Raw genomic sequence first — 15,332 nt, forward strand, 5'->3', positions numbered from 1 at the left:
CACCAACCCTTCGCCCTGTCCTGCCAGACACGGCCCCCTTTTCTCCACCCCCCTCCTGTCCGGAAGGCGGCGATCATGACCGACCCCGTAGGCAAGCTTCCGAGCGAGCTCGACCAGCTCCCGGACCGTGACGCCGAGGAAACCGCCGAGTGGGCGGCGTCCCTCGACGCCGTCGCGGAGCATGCCGGCCCGCACCGCGCCGCGTACCTGATGCGCCGCACGCTCCAGCACGCCGAGAAGGCCGGTGTGGCCCTGCCCCGCCTGCTGGAGACGGACTACGTCAACACCATCCCGACCTCCGCCGAGCCCGCCTTCGACGGCGACGAGGCGATGGAAGCCCGTATCACCGCCTGGAACCGCTGGAACGCGGCCGCCATGGTGACCCGCGGGTCCAAGTACGGCGTCGGCGGCCACATCGCCACCTTCGCCTCCGCGGCCTGGCTCTACGAGACCGGCTTCAACCACTTCTTCCGCGGTAAGGAAGGGGACGGCTCCGGCGACCAGCTCTACATCCAGGGGCACGCCTCCCCCGGCATCTACGCCCGCGCCTTCCTCGACGGCCGTCTCACCGAAGCGCACCTCGACAACTTCAGGCAGGAGGCGGGCGGCAACGGCCTCCCCTCCTACCCGCACCCGCGCCGGCTGCCCTGGCTGTGGGAATTCCCCACCGTCTCGATGGGCCTCGGCCCGCTCTCCGCGATCTACCAGGCGCGCTTCAACTGCTATCTCCACAACCGCGGGATCAAGGACACGGCCGACTCGCACGTGTGGGCGTTCCTCGGCGACGGCGAGATGGACGAGCCCGAGTCGACGGCGGCACTCGCCCTCGCCTCGCGCGAGCGGCTCGACAACCTGACCTTCGTGATCAACTGCAACCTGCAGCGTCTCGACGGCCCGGTCCGCGCCAACTTCAAGATCGTGCAGGAGCTGGAGGCCCAGTTCCGGGGCGCCGGCTGGAACGTCGTCAAATCGCTGTGGGGCTCCGCCTGGGACGAGCTGTTCCAGCTCGACACCACCGGCGCGCTGGTCCGCCGGCTGCGCGAGGTACCGGACGCACAGTTCCAGACGTACGCGACCCGCGACGTGGCGTACATCCGTGAGCACTTCTTCGGTGCCGAGCCCGCGCTGGTCGAGCTGGCCAAGCTGCTCTCCGACGCCAAGATCTCCGAGTGTTTCCACACCTCCCGCGGCGGCCACGAGGCCCGCAAGGTGTACGCGGCGTACCGCGCGGCGCTCGCGCACAAGGGCGCGCCGACCGTGATCCTCGCGCAGACGGTGAAGGGCTACACGCTCGGCAAGGGCTTCGAGTCCAAGAACGCCAACCACCAGATGAAGAAGCTGACGACCGACGAGTTCAAGGGCATGCGCGACGTGCTCGGGCTCCCGATCGCCGACAGCGCCTTCATCGACGGCGTCGTGCCCTACGGCCACCCGGGCGCCGACTCCCCGGAGGTGCGCTACCTCCAGGAGCGTCGCGCAGACCTCGGCGGGCCCGCCCCGGCCCGCCGAGTGCATCCGGTGGCCCCGCTGCCCGAACCGGAGGAGCGCGCCTTCAAGGCCCTGTACAAGGGGTCGGGCAAGCAGGAGATGGCGACGACCATGGCGTTCGTCCGCCTGGTCAAGGACCTGATGCGGGACAAGGAGACCGGCCGGCGCTGGGTGCCGATCGTCCCGGACGAGGCCCGCACCTTCGGTATGGAGTCGCTGTTCCCGTCGGCCGGCATCTACTCGCCGCTGGGCCAGACGTACGAGCCGGTCGACCGCGACCAGCTGATGTACTACAAGGAGGCCAAGGACGGCCAGATCCTCAACGAGGGGATCACCGAGGCCGGCGCCATGGCCGACTTCATCGCCGCCGCGACGTCGTATTCGACGCACGGCGAGACGATGATCCCGTTCTACATCTTCTACTCGATGTTCGGCTGGCAGCGGACCGGCGACCAGATGTGGCAGCTCGCCGACCAGCTCGGCAAGGGCTTCATCGTCGGCGCGACGGCGGGCCGTACGACTCTGACCGGCGAGGGCCTCCAGCACGCGGACGGCCACTCACACCTGATCGCCGCCACGAACCCGGCGTCGCTGAACTACGACCCGGCGTTCGCGTATGAGATCGCGGTGATCGTCAAGGACGGTCTGCGCCGGATGTACGGCCCGGATGCCGAGAACGTCTTCTACTACCTGACGGTCTACAACGAGCCCAAGCCGCAGCCCGCCATGCCTGAGGGCGTCGAGGAGGGCATCGTCAAGGGCCTGTACCGCTTCAACGAGGGCTCGGCCGGCGCAGACGCCCCCCGGCTCCAGCTGCTCGCCTCCGGTACGGCCATCCACTGGGCGCTCGAGGCCCAGCAGCTGCTGGCGAACGACTGGAACGTCGCCGCCGACGTATGGTCCGCGACCTCGTGGGGCGAGCTGCGCCGCGACGCTCTGGAGGCCGACGAGGCCCTGCTCCGCGGCGAGCAGCGCACCCCGTACGTCACCCAGGCGCTGGAGGGCGCTGCGGGTCCGGTGCTCGCGGTCTCCGACTGGATGCGTCAGGTGCCCGACCAGATCAGCCAGTGGGTCGAGCAGGACTGGTCCTCGCTCGGCACGGACGGCTTCGGCCTGTCGGACACGCGTGAGGCGGCCCGCCGCCACTTCGGCGTCGACGCGCAGTCGATCACGGTCGCGGCGCTGGCCCAGCTGGCCAGGCGCGGCGAGGTCCCGGTCTCGGCCGTGAAGGAGGCGCGCGAGCGCTACGGCCTGTGAGGCGGGCCCCGTGAGGCACCGAGGCTCCCGGCGACCGCCGTCGCCGGGAGCCTCCTGCATGATGCTCGACCCTGACACAAAACGCTTGACCCTGACACCGTGTGAAGCCGTGCACTGGGAGACGTCATGTTCACCATCGGAGACTTCGCCCGGCACGGCCGTGTGTCGGCCCGGATGCTGCGCCACTACGACGCCATCGGGCTGCTGCGGCCGGAACACACCGACCCTTTCACCGGCTACCGCTCCTACTCCGCGGCCCAGCTCGCCCGCCTCAACCGTCTCGTCGCCCTCAAGGATCTCGGCTTCACCCTGCAACAGGTGCGGGAGATCCTGGAGGACCGCGTGAGCACGGAGGAGCTGCGCGGAATGCTCAAGCTGCGGCAGGCGGAGCTGGAAGAGTCGATGGCAGCGGCCGCCGCACGGCTGGCGCAGGTCGAGGCGAGGCTCCGGTCGATCGAGAGCGAGGGCCGCATGCCCACCCAGGACGTCATGATCAAGACCACCCCCGCGATACGGGTCGCCGAGCTGACCACCGTCGCCGCCGGTTACGGGCCGGAGCACATCGGGCCGGTGATCGGCCCGCTGTACGACGAGCTCTTCAGCCGCCTGCAGGCGGCGGGCGTCACGCCGACCGGGCCCGGTATCGCGTACTACGAGGACGCGCCCGAGGGCGACGGCGCGATCCTGGTGCACGCCGGGTGCACCGTCTCGGCCGGCCAGGCGCCCGGCCCGCACTTCGCGGTCGTCGATCTCCCCGCCGTCGAGCGGGCGGCGACGATCGTGCACCGCGGTCCGATGGACGCGATCCTGCCCACCGCGCAGAACCTGGCGCAGTGGATCGAGGCGGGCGGGCACCGCTCGGCGGGGTACGCCCGGGAGGTCTACCTGGAGTGCCCGCCGGACCGGGAGAAGTGGGTGACGGAGCTCCAGGAGCCGCTCGCCTGAGCTGCGCGACAATGGCCTCCATGCGCGCTGCCCGGCTGATCAAGATGGTGCTGCTCCTGCAGGCGAGGCCGTCCATGACGGGGGCCGAGCTGGCGCGGCAGCTGGAGGTGTCCGAGCGGACCGTGACAAGGGACGCGCTCGCCCTCTCCGAGGCCGGCGTGCCGGTCTACGCCGACCGGGGGCGGAGCGGGGGCTACCGGCTGATCGGCGGGTACCGCACCCGGCTGACCGGACTGGGCCGCGACGAGGCCGAGGCCCTGTTCCTGTCCGGGCTGCCGGGCGCGCTGCGGGACATGGGGCTTCAGGACGCCGCCTCCGCGGCTCGCCTGAAGGTGTCCGCGGCGCTGCTCCCGTCGCTGCGGGACGCCCCGCACTCGGCTGCGCAGCGGTTCCATCTGGACGCGCCCGGGTGGTACCAGGAGCCCCGGACGCCGGCGCTGCTGCCGGTGATCGCGGAGGCGGTGTGGAGCGACCACCGGATCCGGGGCTCCTACCGCCGCCGGGACACCGAGGTCGAGCGGGAGCTGGAGCCGTACGGGCTCGTGCTGAAGGCGGGCGTCTGGTACCTGTGCGCCCGTGCGGAGAGCACGTTCCGGGTGTACCGGATCGACCGGTTCTCGGCGGTGGAGGCGGACGGTGCGGTCTTCGACCGGGACGGGGGCTTCGACCTGCCCGCCTTCTGGGCGGAGCGCGCGGCCCAGTTCGCGCGCTCCATCCTCCGCGCGGAGGTCGTCGTACGGGTCACGGAGGCGGGCGCGCGCAGCCTGCCGCACGTGACGGACCGCGCGGCGGCCGAGGAGGCCCTCGCCGCCGCGGCCCCGCCGGACGAGCGGGGCCGGGTGACGCTCACTCTCCCGGTCGAGTCCCCGGACGTGGCGTACTCCCAACTCCTGTCACTGGGCGCCGAGGTGGAGGTCCTGGGGCCCGCCGCGCTGCGGGAGCGCTTCGCGGCGACGGCGGCCCGGATGCGCGACCTGTACGGCTGACGGGGCCGTGCCCAGGAGCGTGGACGGTGCCCGCGGCGGCGTGTTCCTGGACCGCGCCGCCGTCAGGCCCGTGGTGGCGTCAGCGGTAGTCGGCCGGGGACGGTTCCTCCCCCGCCTTCTCCGCGAGGATGTACCCCCACACGTCCGGGCGGCTGCCGTCCGCGTCCGTGACGCCGTACTCCCTGGCCAGCCGCCCGCTGTCCACCGAGCGGCCGTTCCAGCGGGCGCGGTCGGGGTCGGCGGCGAGGGCGGCCACGCCACGGGCGAGATACGCCGGGGATTCGGACAGCGCCCAGTGCCGCTGCTTGGCGATGCCGTCGCGCCAGGTCTCCTCGGTGAGGCCGAAGACGTCCAGCATCTCCTCGGACCGGAGGAACCCGGGAGTGACCGCCACCGCTGTCCCGCCGACGTTCTTGAGCTCCTCGCCCAGGAGGTACGCCATCCTGATCGGCGTGTTCTTGGCCAGGTCGTAGTAGAAGTTCTCGCGGAAGTCCTTGTTGGTCTCGGCCGTCCCGTCCGTGACCTCGACGACCAGGCCACCGGGCCGCCGTACGAGCAGGGGCAGCGCGATGCTGCTGGTGATGATGTGTGTCCGCGCCCCCAGGTCGAGCATGCGCAGGCCGCGCTCCAGGTCGACTTCCCACATCTTTGTGTCGAAGTCGAGCAGGAAGTTCCCGCCCCAGATGTCGTTCACGAGGATGTCGAGGCGACCGCGGTCACGGTCGATGCGGTCGACCAGCGACCGGACCTGGTCGGCCACCAGGTGGTCGGTGGGGACGGCGATGCCCGTGCCGCCCGCGGCCGTGACGAGGTCGGCGGTCTGCTCGATCGTCTCCCCCGCGCGTCCCACCTCGCTGACGTGGTCCCGGGTGGTGCGTCCCGTCACGTAGACGGTCGCGCCCATGGCACCGAGCTCCACGGCGATGGCGCGGCCCGCGCCCCGGGTGGCGCCCGCGACGAGTGCCACGCTGTCGTGCAGCGGCCTGTCCGGGGAGCCGGCCGGCGGCTCGCCGAAAGGACGGTCCTGTGGTTCGCTCGTCGGGGCGTTCGTGGGGGCGTCGGACGGCTCGTTCGTCGGCTCGTTCGTCGTCATGGACCGACCGTCGCACGGAATCCGGACATCCTCTGTCCGGCATTGCCGCCCATCGCCATCGTGGACCGTTCATCTCGATACAGCCGCTTTTCCCGCCTCCGCGTGCGCCGCCCTTCGCCAGCCACGATGCTTGATCCGTGATGGACGAGACGGAGTTCTGGGAGATCATCGACAGCACCCGCGAGGCCGCCGAGGGCGACCCCGAGGACCACGCCGAACTGCTCGTCGAGCGGCTGCTGCAGCTCGACCCCGACTCCGTACTGGACTTCGCCCGGCACTTCGAGGCCCGCTACAACCGCGCCTACACCTGGGACCTGTGGGGCGCGGCGGCCGTGCTGCTCGGCGGCGCGAGCGACGACGCCTTCGACTACTTTCGCTGCTGGCTCATCGGCCAGGGCCGCGAGGTCTTCGAGGGCGCGGTGCACGACCCCGACTCGCTGGCGGAGCTGCTGGAGGACTTCGACGAGGACATCGACGGGGACGGCGAGGAGCTGGGGTACGCGGCGGACGAGGCGTACGAGCAGCTGACCGGCGTCGACGCACCGGATCTCGGCATCCCGGTGCAGGCGGCCGAACCAGCGGGCGTCCCGTTCGCCTTCGACGACGACGCGGCGCTGGCAGAGCGCTTTCCGCGACTGTGGGAACGTTTCGGCGGCTGACCGCGGGGCGGGTGCGTCAGCCGGTGAGGGAACGCCCCATCAGGACGTCGTCCACATAACGCCCCTCCAGCAGGAATTCGCCCGGCAGCACGCCCTCGACCGTGAAGCCCTCCGCCTCGTACAGCGCGCGCCGGCGCGTTGTGGCCGAGGACGCGCAGGGTGATGCGGATCGCGCCCTGGCGACCGGCCTCGTCGCAGGCCACGCGCAGCAGGGCCCGGCCGACACCGAGGCCGCGTGCCCGGCCGGCCACGGCGAGGCCCTGGATCTGGCGTACGTGCCGGTTGCAGGCCAGCGGCGTCGGCGGCACCAGGCGGATGTAGCCGAGGAGTGTGCCGTCGCCGTCCTCGGCGACGAGGTAGTCCTCGGGCCGGTGCTTCGGGTCGAAGAACGGCCCGTACGGCGGCTCGGGCCGCGGCTGAACGGCGTGCAGAGGGGACCACGTCTCCCGGTCGAGCTCGCCTAGGGCCGTGTCATCGGCGGCCCGTGCGGGACGTATCACCGGGCGTATCGCGGGACATGTGTGCGACTCGGGCATGGGCCAACTGTGCCACGCGGTACGGGAACGGCAGGATGGGGCCATGGAGACATCGCGTATCGCCGTCACCGGCGCCTCCGGGCTCATCGGCACGGCCCTCGTGCGCTCGCTGCGCGCGGACGGGCACGAGGTGGTGCGCCTGGTGCGGCACGCCGCCGGTGCCGGGGACGAGGTCGAGTGGGACCCGCGGCGGCAGTACGTCGACGTGGCGGGCCTCGTCGGCTGCGACGCGGTCGTGCATCTCGCCGGGGCCGGGGTGGGCGACCGCCGTTGGACGCAGGCGTACCGCAAGGAGATCCGCGACAGCCGCGTGCTCGGCACGACGGCGATCGCGGAGGCCGTCGCCTCACTGGACACACCGCCCCGGGTCCTGATCAGCGGCAGCGCGGTCGGCTTCTACGGCGACACCGGGGACCGCCCGGTGGACGAGGACGCGCCGCCGGGGGACGGCTTCCTGCCGGGGGTGTGCGTGGAGTGGGAGGAGGCGGCCGAACCGGCGCAGGAGGCGGGGATACGTACGGTGCTGGCCCGCACCGGCCTGGTGGTGGCACGGCACGGCGGCGCGTGGGGCCGGATGTTCCCGCTGTTCCGGGCGGGCCTCGGGGGGCGGCTGGGCAGCGGGTGCCAGTACTGGAGCTTCATCGCGCTGCACGACGAGGTGGCGGCGCTGCGGCATCTCCTCGACACGGAGTCGCTGTCGGGCCCGGTGAACCTGACGGCGCCGGAGCCGGTGACGAACCGTGAGGTGACGCGGGCGATGGCCCGCGTCCTGCACCGCCCGGCACTCCTCGCGGTCCCGACGCCGGCGCTGCGGCTGGCGCTGGGAGAGATGGCGTCGGACGTACTGACCAGCCAACGGGCGCTTCCGTCACGCCTGTTGGAGTCGGGCTTCTCGTTCGCGTTCCCCCGGATCGACGACGCGATCCGCGCGGCACTGCGGTAGCGGCCGGGGGTACGGCCGCAGGGCCGGGATTGTTCGCCCGGATCCTGAGACCGGGCCCGCACCGCGTGCCGGGCGGCTCAGGGCCGCGCGTGACCGGGACGGCTCGCCGCCGTCCCAGCGGCGTGGGCGACCGCATCCACCGACCCGGGGCACGGGCACCGACCGGCGCATGGCCGCGCAGCGCGAGCCCGCCGGGCGCGGCGGCACACAGAGCGCCCGGCGTGGGCGACCGCATGCCGCCGACCGGGCACGGGCCCCACCGGCGCGCCGCCCACCTGACCGATGCAACTCGCGCCACTCTTCGCCCACAACGCCGAAGAACCACCACGGCACTGCCACCGCCCCACATGCGGCCATGCGCCCGACCGGCCCGGCCCGCGAAGGATCGCCACTGCCCCAACCGGCATCGGCCGCGACAGGCAGCCACGCAGCGCGAGCCCGCCCCGGCACGGCGGCGCACAGAGCACCCGGCGTAGGGGCCGCAGGCGCCGACCGGCGAGCCCGTCCGGGCGCGGGGGCCGGCTGCCGAGTGGCTGGGGCCGCCCCAGGGGCCGGCTGTGTGAGGCCGCGGCACGTCGACCTCCGGTGTGCGCCCCCGCGCTACGGTGCACCGCGCTGTGCGCGACTGCACGCGGGCGTTCCGGTTCCTAGTCTCGGTGCGAACTCGGGTATTCACTGGGCCTGATGGGGGCATGAGCCTCCCACCAGCCGCGCCGACCTCGGGGAGGGGCACGTGCTCAGCACCGCTCAGCATGCGGATCACGCGGACGTCGTCATCGTGGGAGCCGGGATCGCCGGGCTCTCGGCCGCTCATCGGCTGACCACTGCGGGGGTGACGGTCCGGGTCCTGGAGGCCGCCCCCGTGGTGGGCGGGCGGATGGCCACCGAATGCGTCGACGGCTTCCGGCTCGACCGCACAGGCCAGTTGCTCAGTACCGCGTTCCCGGAGCTGCGGCGCATCGTGGCGCTGCGCCATGCCGAACTGCGGCCGTTCTCGCCCGGTGTTCTCGTCCACGCCGAAGGACGCCTTCAGCGGACGGGCGAGGTGGGAAGCTCGCCGCACGCCGCCAGAGGTGTAGGGGTCGCATTCACAATGGCGCGCGCCCTTGCGAGCGCCCCTCGGCCGAGGCACCTCGACCAGGCGAGGCTGGGAGCGTCGCTGGCACGGCTCGCGGGCACGCCCGTACGGCGCGTGCTGGCCCGGCCGGAACGGGCCGCGGCAGACGCCCTCCACAGCCGCGGGCTGCCCGCCCGTACGGTGCACGGTTTTCTGCGCCCCCTACTGTCCGCCCTGCTGTGCGACCCGGAGTTGAGCACGTCCAGCCGGTGCGCCGACCTGGTGCTGCGCGGTTACGCGCGCGGCCGGCTGTGCGTTCCGGCGGGCGGGGCGTCCGCGCTTCCGGAGCTGCTGGCGGCCACGCTGCCAGAAGGCACCGTGCGGACGGGGACACGGGTCACCGACGTCGCGACCAACCGGGTCACGACCGAGGAACACGGCGAGTTCGGCTGCCGCTCGGTCGTGGTCGCCACGGGGGCGCGGACGGCGGCGGAGCTTCTGCCCGGGCTGCGGGTGCCGTCCTTCCGCCCGGTGACGGTGGTGCACCACACCGTGCCGGAGCCGCCCCTGACCGATCCGTCACTCGTCCTGGACGCGGACCGCGGCGGACCCGTGTCGCACACGGCCGTGCTGAGCGAGGTCGACCCGTCCCGCGCGCCCGAGGGCCGCGCGCTCATCTCCTCGACGGTGGCGGGCAACCCGCCGGACGACGTGGACCGGCAGGTACGGCGGCACCTGACGACGCTGTACGGCACTCCGACGGACGACTGGGAACTTCTGACGGTGCATCATGATGCGGAGGCGGTCCCGGCGATGACGCCTCCGCACGATCTGCGCCGACCCGTGCGCCTGCTGTCGGGCCTGTACGTCTGCGGCGACCACCGGGACACGGCGACGGTGCAGGGCGCGCTGCACTCGGGCCGCCGGGCCGCGCACGCACTCCTGTCGGACCTCGGCATCCGGCCGGCCCACGGGACGGCGGCGCTGGCCGCGGCCTGAGTCACGCGGGGGGCGAGCCCCCCACACGGCAGCCCCGCAGCGGATGGAAGTCCGGAGAGATACGTCGTACCTCCCCGGACCCCGCCGTTTCCCGAAGGAGGGCTGCGCCCAGGACCCCGTACCGCCCTTCGGGCGGTGTGTCCTCAAGCGCCGGAGGGCTGCACAGCAGCCCCAGCCCGCGCTTGAGGCGCGGGCCGGGCAGGATCCCGGGTTCGGGATGGGGTCCTACGGCCCGAGGCTTTAGAGGCAAGCCGGGGATGGGGACAGCCGGCAGGTCCCCGCACCCACGCCCGGCAGACCGCAAGCCACGGGGTCCGGGGCGCGGCACGGGAGGGGGCACGCCCCCGGCCACCAGGCCAAAGGGAAGGGAAGGGGAAAACGGCCCCGCGCAGCGGCCGCCCCGTCCCGGCGGAGTCGCCCCTCACCCCAGCGCCGCCACCCGGTCGCGATAGGTGCGGACCGGGCTCGCGTCCCGGTACGGCTCCAGGCGGCGCTCGAACTCCCGCACGTACTCCGACGCCCGCGCCGACCTCATCTCCGACGCCTGCAGCGCCGCCTCCGCGCCCAGCGCGCACGCCTGCTCCAGCTCACCGAGGCCGAGGCGCGCCGTGGCGAGGACGACCCGGCAGAACAGCCGGCTCCGGGCGAAGGCCGGGGCCCGTAACTGCAGTGAGCGTTCCGCGTGCTGGACCGCCGAGCGGTACTGCTGGAGGTCCCGGTGGCAGTGCCCGATCTCGTCGGCGAGCTGGGCCTCGTCGAAGGAGCGCGCCCAGTGCGGCACGTCGTCGCCCGGACGGGCCGAGTCCAGGGCACGCTCCGCGCGGGCGAGGGCCGTGTTGCACGCCCGTGCCTCGCCGAGCACCCCGTGGCCGCGCGCCTCGGCGGCGTGTAGCAGCGCCTGGACCAGCGGTGGCGCCGAGGAGCCCACGCCCTGTTGGGCGACCCGGGCGAGCTGGACCGCTTCCCGGCCGTGGCCCAGGTAGACGGCCTGCCGGCTCATGGTGACGAGCACATAGGAGCCGTACGCCCGGTCCCCCGCCGCCTGTGCGAGCCGCAGCGCCTGGACGAAGTACCGCTGGGCGAGGCCGTGGGCCGCTATGTCGTACGAGGTCCAGCCGGCGAGCCGGGTCAGATCGGCGGCCGCGGCGAAGAGCCGGCGGCCCACCGCCTCCCCGTAGGTGCCGCGCAGCATGGGTTCGGCCTCGTGCTCCAGGTAGCGCACGAGGGCCTGTCGGGCGTGGCCGCCGCCGTAGGCGTGGTCGAGGGCGCGGAACAGTTCGCTGACGGAGCGCAGGGCGGAGATGTCTCCGCCGGAGACCCTCTGGCCGGGTCCGCGGTCGGTGCCCCGCTGGCGGGGCACGGTGACGCGTGTCCCCTGGAGGGGGCCCCGCCCCGTTGCGCCGTGCGCCACGTCCCCGCGGCCGACCCGCTCGTCGGCGCGTCCGATCAGCCAGTCCCGGCTCGGCACGACCAGGCCGGCAGGGGTGAAGGCGATCTTGCGGAGTTCCCCGTGACTGCCGGAGTCCTTGCGCCACAGCCCGCTGACGATGTCGACGGCCTCCTCCGGCGTGGCGGCGAACTCCAGGCCGGCGTAGACCGGCGCGCAGGCGTCGAGGCCGAGGTCCTGGGCGGACAGCCGGCGCCCGAGCCGCCGGGTGAACACCTCCGCGATCAGTGCCGGGGTCGTGCCGCGCGGCTGCTGGCCGCGCAGCCAGCGGGTCACGGAGGTCTTGTCGTAGCGGAGGTCGAGGCCGTGCTCGAGACCGAGCTGGTCGACTCTGCGGGCGAGCCCGGCATGGGAGAAGCCCGCCTCCGCGATGAGCGCGGCGAGCTGCCGGTTGGGGGTGCGCTGTGGGGCACGTTCCGTCATCTGCTGTCGGGTCTCCTGCCTTCCGGGCCGGGAGCAGCCCATGGGGGTACCTCCCATGCGAAGCCCTGGGGGAGGAACGGCGCGAATTTAGCGGCCGGACCGGCCCCTTCCGCTCCCTTCGCCCCACATTCATCCGATCGTGTGAGGATTGACGGCGGCACTGACATCTGCGCTGACGGGAGCTACCGCCCGGCCACCCGGCGGAGCCACCTGCCCGGCCACCGGTTTCCGGGCCGCCGTATAGTGGCATGGGCCTGGATTACAGCTGGGCGAAGGTTCGAGGGAGGCTCTGCCGTGAGTGAGCTGCGGTTCGTCCGACTGGGGTTCGGCGAGAACGCCGTCGAGTACCAGGAGGCCTGGCAGAAGCAGCGCGAGGTCCACGCCGCCCGCTTCGCGGACGAGATCCCGGACACCTGTCTGTTCCTGGAGCACCCGCCGGTCTACACGGCCGGACGGCGCACGGCGGCCAGTGAGCGCCCTCTCGACGGCACGCCCGTCGTCGACGTGGACCGCGGCGGAAAGATCACCTGGCACGGCCCGGGCCAGCTGGTGGGCTATCCGATCCTGAAGCTGCCGCGCCCGGTGGACGTGGTCGCGCACGTACGCCGCCTGGAGGACGCCCTCATCCGCACCTGCGCGGAGTTCGGCGTCGAGACGAGCCGGGTGGAGGGCCGCAGCGGTGTGTGGGTGCTCGGCGATCGGGTCGAGGAGCGTCCGGCACTCGGCGGCCTGTCGCTGGACTTCGACCCCCGGCTTCAGGACGAGGAGTTCGACCCGCGTCTGAACGGGCCTGAGTACGCCCCCTCCAACGCCGGCCAGCGGCGCGAGGACCGCAAGCTCGCCGCGATCGGCATCCGGATCGCCAAGGGCGTGTCCATGCACGGTTTCGCCCTGAACGTGAACCCGGACAACACCTGGTTCGACCGGATCGTGCCGTGCGGCATCCGCGACGCGGGCGTCGCCTCACTGGCGAACGAGCTGGGCCGCGACATCACGATCGAGGAGGTGCTCCCCGTCCTGGAGAAGCATCTGCGCGACGTCCTGGAGCACGCGGAGCTCCGGCCCCGTGCGGTCGAGACGGCGCCGGCCTGACGCCTGCCGGCGGCCCTGGGGAATGCGTCCCTCTGGCCACAGGTTGGCCGAACGTAAGGCCGCACTTTTAACGGGCGTACTCTGGTGTTCGCCGAAGAATCGAAGCTGTAGGGAGCCGGTCGTGTCCGCAGTCGCACCCGACGGACGCAAGATGCTGCGCCTGGAGGTCCGGAACAGCCAGACCCCCATCGAGCGCAAGCCCGAGTGGATCAAGACCCGGGCGAAGATGGGTCCCGAGTACAACCAGCTGCAGAAACTGGTCAAGAGCGAGGGGCTGCACACGGTCTGCCAGGAGGCGGGCTGTCCCAACATCTTCGAGTGCTGGGAGGACCGCGAGGCCACGTTCCTCATCGGTGGCGACCAGTGCACCCGCCGCTGCGACTTCTGCCAGATCGACACCGGCAAGCCGCAGGCACTGGACCGCGACGAACCGCGCCGCGTGGGCGAGTCGGTCGTCACGATGGACCTGAACTACGCCACGATCACCGGCGTCGCCCGCGACGACCTGGAGGACGGCGGAGCCTGGCTGTACGCGGAGACCGTGCGCCAGATCCATGCGATGACCGCCGACCGCGAGGGCGGCCACACCAAGGTCGAACTGCTGATCCCCGACTTCAACGCCGTGCCCGAGCAGCTGGCCGAGGTCTTCTCCTCCCGCCCCGAGGTGCTCGCGCACAACGTCGAGACGGTGCCGCGCATCTTCAAGCGCATCCGCCCCGGCTTCCGCTACGAGCGCTCGCTCGAGGTCATCACCCGCGCCCGGGAGGACGGCCTGGTCACCAAGTCGAACCTGATCCTCGGCATGGGCGAGACGCGCGAGGAGGTCAGCGAGGCGCTGCGGCACCTCCACGACGCGGGCTGCGAGCTGATCACGATCACGCAGTACCTGCGCCCCTCCGTGCGCCACCACCCGGTGGAGCGCTGGGTGAAGCCGCACGAGTTCGTGGAGCTGCAGGAGGAGGCCGAGGAGATCGGCTTCTCCGGTGTGATGTCGGGACCGCTCGTCCGTTCGTCGTACCGGGCCGGCCGCCTGTTCCAGCAGGCGATGGAGGCCCGTGGGACCACGGCCGCCACCGGCGCGGCCCAGGCTCTGTGAATTCAGGCACAAGCAAGTTCCGGCCGATAAAGACCAGTTGGGCGCGGCCCGCACCCTCCCCGCAGGTCGGGGACACGGTGCGGGCCGCGTTCGCGTTCGCGGCGGCTTCGCAGGGCGCCCATCGGTGCTTCATCGGCGTTTGACCACCCGGTCACGCCCTGGTAACACCGAACAGTGACGCTGTATGCACGCACAGCTCCCACTCATCGACGCCAGCCCCGAGGGGGAACCTTCACGATGCCGACCTCCAGCATGCAGGCCGCGCCGGTACGTCCCGTGATCGCCACCGCCATCCCGACCGTCACCGACGCACTGCGCGCCATGGAGTCGCTGCTGCTCGGCAGCGGCCAGCGCACCGCCCGCCGCAACGCATGGACCGCGGTACTGGAGGACCGGCGCCGGGCCAAGGACCGCGTCGAGGCCCAGCACGTTCTGGAGGCCGTGGCTGACCGCACTTCCTAGGCCACGTAAACTTCAGGTATGGCGAGGAAGGCACATTCAGACAGCGCTGACGCTGCTGCGAATCCTGGGCGACTGAAGCAGATCGCCCTGACGTACAAGATGACCCGTAAGGCCGACCCCAGGGTCGGTCTTGTCGTCGCGGCTGTGGGAATCGTCACCTTCGGTGTCTTCCTCGCGATCGGTTTCTTGATCGACCACCCCATCTATCTGGGCGTCCTGGGCTTCCTGCTGGCCTTCCTGGCGATGGCGATCCTCTTCGGCCGCCGCGCCGAGCGGGCGGCCTTCGGGCAGATGGAAGGCCAGCCGGGCGCCGCCGCGGCGGTCCTGCAGAACGTGGGGCGCGGCTGGACGACGACCCCCGCGGTGGCGATGAACCGCAACCAGGACGTGGTGCACCGGGCGGTCGGCAAGGCCGGCATCGTCCTGGTCGCCGAGGGCAACCCCAACCGGCTCAAGACGCTGATCGCGGCCGAGAAGAAGAAGATGAACCGCATCGTCGTGGACGTACCGGTACACGACATCCTGGTGGGCAACGGCGAAGGCCAGGTCCCGCTGAAGAAGGTGCGCACCACGATGCTGAAGCTGCCGCGCGTGCTCACAGGACCGCAGGTCACCTCGACCAACGACCGGCTGCGGGCGATGGGCGACCTGATGAGCAACATGCCGCTGCCGAAGGGCCCGATGCCGAAGGGCATGCGGATGCCGCGCGGCGGCAAGATGCGCTGACCACCAAGGACGTGGCGGGGGGGGGGGGGGGCGCGGCGCCCCCCCCCCCCCGCCCCCCGGGGGGGGGGGGGGCCCCCCCCCGGCGCCCCGCCGGGGGTGTTGAGGGCGGGGGGAGGGAACGGC

12 protein-coding genes and 1 pseudogene are annotated in these 15,332 nt (G+C 72.4%); 10 read left to right on the forward strand and 3 right to left on the reverse strand.

Translation table 11 applies throughout. The annotated features are described in order from the left end of the window. The first annotated feature begins 75 nt into the window (after positions 1-75). The 3 genes from aceE to ACH5AF_RS15655 all read left to right on the forward strand — a co-directional run bounded on the left by aceE (position 76) and on the right by ACH5AF_RS15655 (position 4,676). The gene (gene aceE, locus ACH5AF_RS15645; RefSeq protein WP_398902186.1) at positions 76-2,745 is read left to right on the forward strand and encodes a pyruvate dehydrogenase (acetyl-transferring), homodimeric type; all 2,670 of its coding nucleotides are present in this window, start codon (positions 76-78) and stop codon (positions 2,743-2,745) included. A 126-nt stretch (positions 2,746-2,871) separates the two neighbouring features. Further along, positions 2,872-3,690 (forward strand): MerR family transcriptional regulator, encoded by an 819-nt coding sequence (locus ACH5AF_RS15650; RefSeq protein ID WP_398902187.1) that lies wholly within the window; start codon positions 2,872-2,874, stop codon positions 3,688-3,690. A 20-nt stretch (positions 3,691-3,710) separates the two neighbouring features. Continuing rightward, on the forward strand, positions 3,711-4,676 hold the full coding sequence (locus ACH5AF_RS15655) for a helix-turn-helix transcriptional regulator (RefSeq protein ID WP_398902188.1): 966 nt from the start codon (positions 3,711-3,713) through the stop codon (positions 4,674-4,676). A 79-nt stretch (positions 4,677-4,755) separates the two neighbouring features. Here the strand turns inward: ACH5AF_RS15655 and ACH5AF_RS15660 are convergent, their stop codons facing one another. Continuing rightward, complete coding sequence (locus ACH5AF_RS15660; RefSeq protein WP_398902189.1) at positions 4,756-5,769, reverse strand: SDR family oxidoreductase; 1,014 nt, start codon at positions 5,767-5,769, stop codon at positions 4,756-4,758. A 140-nt stretch (positions 5,770-5,909) separates the two neighbouring features. On the opposite strand from ACH5AF_RS15660, the gene ACH5AF_RS15665 reads away from it, so the two are divergent. Further along, entirely contained in the window at positions 5,910-6,428 is a 519-nt protein-coding gene (locus tag ACH5AF_RS15665; protein WP_398902289.1) for a DUF4240 domain-containing protein, read from the forward strand. Positions 6,429-6,444: 16 nt separating this feature from the next. On the opposite strand, the pseudogene ACH5AF_RS15670 reads toward ACH5AF_RS15665, so the two are convergent. After that, a pseudogene (locus ACH5AF_RS15670) lies at positions 6,445-6,964 on the reverse strand (GNAT family N-acetyltransferase). Positions 6,965-7,007: 43 nt separating this feature from the next. Here ACH5AF_RS15670 and ACH5AF_RS15675 point away from each other — a divergent pair. Together ACH5AF_RS15675 and ACH5AF_RS15680 are read left to right on the forward strand one after the other, a co-directional pair. Continuing rightward, complete coding sequence (locus ACH5AF_RS15675) at positions 7,008-7,907, forward strand: TIGR01777 family oxidoreductase (RefSeq protein ID WP_398902190.1); 900 nt, start codon at positions 7,008-7,010, stop codon at positions 7,905-7,907. Positions 7,908-8,640: 733 nt separating this feature from the next. Then, on the forward strand, positions 8,641-9,963 hold the full coding sequence (locus tag ACH5AF_RS15680; RefSeq protein WP_398902191.1) for an NAD(P)/FAD-dependent oxidoreductase: 1,323 nt from the start codon (positions 8,641-8,643) through the stop codon (positions 9,961-9,963). 421 nt (positions 9,964-10,384) lie between these two features. On the opposite strand, the gene ACH5AF_RS15685 is transcribed toward ACH5AF_RS15680, so the two are convergent. Then, entirely contained in the window at positions 10,385-11,833 is a 1,449-nt protein-coding gene (locus ACH5AF_RS15685; RefSeq protein ID WP_398902192.1) for a regulator, read from the reverse strand. A gap of 294 nt (positions 11,834-12,127) precedes the next feature. Here ACH5AF_RS15685 and lipB point away from each other — a divergent pair, with 294 nt between their 5' ends. The 4 genes from lipB (at position 12,128) to ACH5AF_RS15705 (ending at position 15,209) form a co-directional block, all read left to right on the forward strand. Next, positions 12,128-12,925, forward strand: a complete 798-nt coding sequence (gene lipB / locus ACH5AF_RS15690) for a lipoyl(octanoyl) transferase LipB (protein ID WP_398902193.1) — start codon at positions 12,128-12,130, stop codon at positions 12,923-12,925. A 121-nt stretch (positions 12,926-13,046) separates the two neighbouring features. Next, complete coding sequence (gene lipA / locus ACH5AF_RS15695) at positions 13,047-14,021, forward strand: lipoyl synthase (RefSeq protein ID WP_398902194.1); 975 nt, start codon at positions 13,047-13,049, stop codon at positions 14,019-14,021. 252 nt (positions 14,022-14,273) lie between these two features. Beyond that, on the forward strand, positions 14,274-14,483 hold the full coding sequence (locus ACH5AF_RS15700) for a hypothetical protein (protein ID WP_215181513.1): 210 nt from the start codon (positions 14,274-14,276) through the stop codon (positions 14,481-14,483). Between the two features lie 18 nt (positions 14,484-14,501). Continuing rightward, the gene (locus tag ACH5AF_RS15705) at positions 14,502-15,209 is read left to right on the forward strand and encodes a DUF4191 domain-containing protein (RefSeq protein ID WP_398902195.1); all 708 of its coding nucleotides are present in this window, start codon (positions 14,502-14,504) and stop codon (positions 15,207-15,209) included. Positions 15,210-15,332: the final 123 nt, after the last annotated feature.

The sequence above is a fragment of the Streptomyces sp. NPDC018833 genome (assembly GCF_044390825.1).
Taxonomy (GTDB): Bacteria; Actinomycetota; Actinomycetes; order Streptomycetales; family Streptomycetaceae; genus Streptomyces.